Origin of the sequence: Escherichia sp. E3659 (genome assembly GCF_005781135.1) — a bacterium.
Taxonomy (GTDB): Bacteria; Pseudomonadota; Gammaproteobacteria; order Enterobacterales; family Enterobacteriaceae; genus Escherichia.
Genome location: NZ_VATQ01000011.1, coordinates 1,047 through 4,605 on the forward strand (window position 1 = coordinate 1,047; position 3,559 = coordinate 4,605).

General features: G+C 43.0%; 2 protein-coding genes and 4 pseudogenes. 1 reads left to right on the top strand and 5 read right to left on the bottom strand.

What is annotated here, in order from left to right; all coding sequences use genetic code 11:
* Positions 1 to 363 (top strand): annotated as a pseudogene (locus FEK47_RS11085) (AraC family transcriptional regulator); the annotation flags it as partial.
* Positions 364 to 468: 105 nt separating this feature from the next.
* On the opposite strand, the pseudogene FEK47_RS11090 reads toward FEK47_RS11085, so the two are convergent.
* The 5 genes and pseudogenes from FEK47_RS11090 to FEK47_RS11110 all read right to left on the bottom strand — a co-directional run.
* Positions 469 to 603: pseudogene (locus tag FEK47_RS11090) on the bottom strand (transposase); the annotation flags it as partial.
* Between the two features lie 31 nt (positions 604 to 634).
* Positions 635 to 1,354: pseudogene (locus FEK47_RS11095) on the bottom strand (EAL domain-containing protein); the annotation flags it as partial.
* A gap of 163 nt (positions 1,355 to 1,517) precedes the next feature.
* The gene (locus FEK47_RS11100) at positions 1,518 to 2,477 is read right to left on the bottom strand and encodes a hypothetical protein (protein ID WP_135487916.1); all 960 of its coding nucleotides are present in this window, start codon (positions 2,475 to 2,477) and stop codon (positions 1,518 to 1,520) included.
* 231 nt (positions 2,478 to 2,708) lie between these two features.
* Positions 2,709 to 3,239: a fimbrial protein gene (locus FEK47_RS11105; RefSeq protein ID WP_135487917.1), complete on the bottom strand. Its 531-nt coding sequence runs from the start codon at positions 3,237 to 3,239 to the stop codon at positions 2,709 to 2,711.
* Positions 3,226 to 3,559: pseudogene (locus tag FEK47_RS11110) on the bottom strand (fimbrial chaperone protein); the annotation flags it as partial. The pseudogene FEK47_RS11110 and the gene FEK47_RS11105, both read right to left, overlap by 14 nt.

Sequence of the window (3,559 nt, forward strand, 5' to 3'; positions counted from 1 at the left end):
AAATCACAACGTCAGGGAGAGCTGTGGGTTGTGACCCGGGCAACGCCTGTATCGGATAAAAAGTATCACTATCGGGTTGTTAATGGTATTGGCATTCCCGGAGGGCAGGAAGGTAAGGTGTTTCCGTACAGTGAAGGAAAATATCTGAAGGTTCGGTTTGAGACTGAACGGGAGACACATATTGAACAGATGTACTATCTGTATCTGAATATATTGCCGGAAATGCGGGCTGTCAGAAGGGCAGAGCCTGAAGTGTTGGTCCTTGAATATGAACAGGGTAAGGTGATGTGCACACTGTATATTCCTGTGGTTGTCGAAGAACAGCAGCCTGATGCTGTGTCTGTAAAACGCAACCATTTATAGTAGCAAACAGTGCATGTAGTTTTCTTCGACCCTGTAAATAATTCTGTGTAACTGCCACCTTGTTAAAGGTGATCGCTCAGGCGGATAGCCGAAGAACGTATCGACGATTTCCCACATGATCATGCCCTTGGCGTACAGAGACAAAATCTGGCTGTCCAACTGCGTGATGCGGGTCTGATTCTTCTTAATCAGTTGAGGCTCAAAGGTATTTTTCCGGTCGCGCGGCGTTTACAAATGTAGCTAATTGATCGGCCGATAATGGAGGGGAGAAATAATACCCCTGAAATAATCTAACCCCCTGTTTTTTTAACCACTCATACTGCCATTTATTTTCAACACCTTCTGCAATCACTCGCAAAGAAAATTTGTTTGCAGCAAACATAACACATTCAGCCAGACGGTGTGAAGATGGTTCTTCATCCACACGATAAATGAATGAACTCCCTATTTTCATAAACTCTGCATTAACCCTGGATAACATATCAAGATTTGAATATTTTGTTCCAAAATCGTCCAGTGCCACAGATATATTTTCTCTGTCCAGATTATCAAGAAATATATTATCTTCTGAAGAGTTCCCCCATTCTCTGTGCTCCGTCAATTCACAAACCAGCACAGGGCAGAGTTGAATAAGACGCTTCCGGAGCAGTTTACATGCACAAATCATTTCCGCTGAATTATTGTCTGGCGCCCCCGCATTAAAAGTGATTAACATACCAACCGGTAAAAATGGTTTTAAAGACAGTAAAATATCGGCGGTCTTTCTTAATAGGATACTTGCCATAAATCCGGATAGCCCGGCATGAACCACCTGAGAAATAAACAGGTCGGGAGATAACACCCTGCCATCGGGCATATTCCAGCGAGCCAGAACTTCAACACCACATAAATTAGAGTCAGCATCCACTACGGGCTGAAAAAATGGTAAACATTCCTCAGCCATATGTAGCTTACTGGCAAATGTATTATAACAGCCAGAGTTACTTGGCATGTCCACTCCTGCTAAAGGATAGCTGCAGACTAAAGTAATTGTATATCATATTGTTATTCGGTGCATAAATAAAGAGATTACTTTTTCTTATTCAGGACCTGTGTCCAGTAATCTCTTTGTGGCAGAGTCCCTGTTGCATCTGATTGGCACTCTGCTCATTTTATTACGGATATATGGCAGAAATATTCACTGGTATAACAAAATTCCCGGGTTTAGTCGCATTTACCCGGTATTCAAACTGGAATGCCGCATCGTAACTTTGTCCTGCATAGTTCGGATCCACAGGTTCCGGTAATGTGAGGGTATAGTCCGTTGTGGTATTCGCAACATTTGATGTGAACTCTATTTTCGATGGAATAAACCCATTGAGTGTGATCTCAGCATGATCGACAGCGATAGTTCCCATCGGGGATTGTAGCGTTGCAGATGTCGGCGTTACTGACATCGAATTGACAGCACTGGTTACATAATGCCCCGTTGCATTAATATAAGAACCATCATCACCACGACACATACGAATGGTAATATCAAATCTTTCAGGTCCCCCATCCACGGTCACCGGAGTAGGAAAGTTCACGGCCTGTGAGCCATACCATCCCGTCCCAACTCCTGTTTTACGCCAGCTCTGTCCTGAGGGAAGCCATTGACCAAATGTCCCCGCCCAGTCACTCTTCCGGCCAACCTGTGATGCAATCCCATTAAAGTCTGTCACAGGCACGTTTTCGAGGTATGTCTGATTTCCACTAAAATGAGATGTTAACCCCATTTGCACATTCCAGTCGACATTATTTTGTGCTGAAGTAATAATACCACTGCGGAATGCACAGTCACCAGTAACACTACTGACCTCATAATTGTTATCCTGGTTATTAAACTGTAGTTTATATTCTTTACTGGTTTTTCTGTAAGACGATTGTGTTATAAGATTTTTTTCGTATATAACAGTCGCAAAAACCGGTGATGAAAAAATGATCCCCTCACATAAAAAAAAGAGTATGAATACGTTCAAAAAGCAGGGCTTAAACGTAAAGTTAAAGTTCCTCACCTTTACCGCGATTTGCGCAAAAATAACAACGCATCTTTTTAACATTATAATGGACTCTTTTGCTGAAATGAGTTTCATTAAAATCTCCCGTTCTGAACAGCAATCCAATCGACTGGTGTAATGCCTGACTATTCTGTATCAAAGCAACAGTCACGAATCTTGCGTATTCATGGATATCTCTGATATGTATTTTTATCATCCATGACGGAAACCCTCACATTTCATGAATATTCATCAAAGATGACGGATAATATATGAACATTCGGAAACCCCATAAAGAATACAGGCGAGAGCGCAAGCAATAATACATTATGGATATATAACTTCAAATGTCACTGCAGCCTTAACCGGACCAAACTGATCTGTGTTATGGACTTCCGTTACCGGTGTAATGACACACTGGCGCTCACCGGTTGTGGCAGTACTGTCACTGCAGAATGCATCAGAATCCTGCCCTGTCAGTTTTACAGGCGTATTATTGTTCTCCAGCCATAAATATGTTCCATTAGGCTGACTGTCCTTTGTTAGCAACATTTGCAGCTTATCATTCGACGATTCCAGTTGCCCCTGTGAAACAGAACCTTTAATTGCCGTCTTTACTGGTATATTCCCTGCGCATGTCCACTTTATTTCAAGCGGTGAGTGTTTTTTCGCTGCTCCCGGTGTTAATGTTCCCAGACTATAAAATTGCGTTGGGATGGATATATCACAACTGGGGGCAGTGAATGTTGCATTAATGGTAAATGTGGCCGTTTTGGTATCCGCACTCCGGACATTCGCAGAAAACCCGACAACACTCACAGATAATACCGCTATCAGCACAGGATTAATGAATTTCATAATTCTGTACTCCCCCCCAGTCATTTATCGCGGCAATGTTAAGGCTCCCACGGACACTAACTCCCAGAGATACACTGCTAAAGGGTGCCAGCAGCGTTAATTCTTTTGTAACCTTATCGCTGAGTTTCAGCTCCCTGCCATTGGTTTGCACACCGACAACTGCCATATAGTAGGGGGTGGGGTTTTTTATCCAGGTTATATCCCCCCTTTGCTCCATGGTCAGTTTCTTCTCAGCATTTTCCCTCCCGTTCTTAAGACCGGATGGACGATAAATCAGCTTCACTCTGGAGTTCATCGCTATCGCCAGAACACTGCCATGG

Excerpts from the sequence above, each read along its gene's own strand:
- FEK47_RS11105 (WP_135487917.1), bottom strand. The coding sequence starts at position 3,239 with ATGAAATTCATTAATCCTGTGCTGATAGCGGTATTATCTGTGAGTGTT.
- FEK47_RS11100 (WP_135487916.1), bottom strand. The coding sequence starts at position 2,477 with ATGAAACTCATTTCAGCAAAAGAGTCCATTATAATGTTAAAAAGATGC.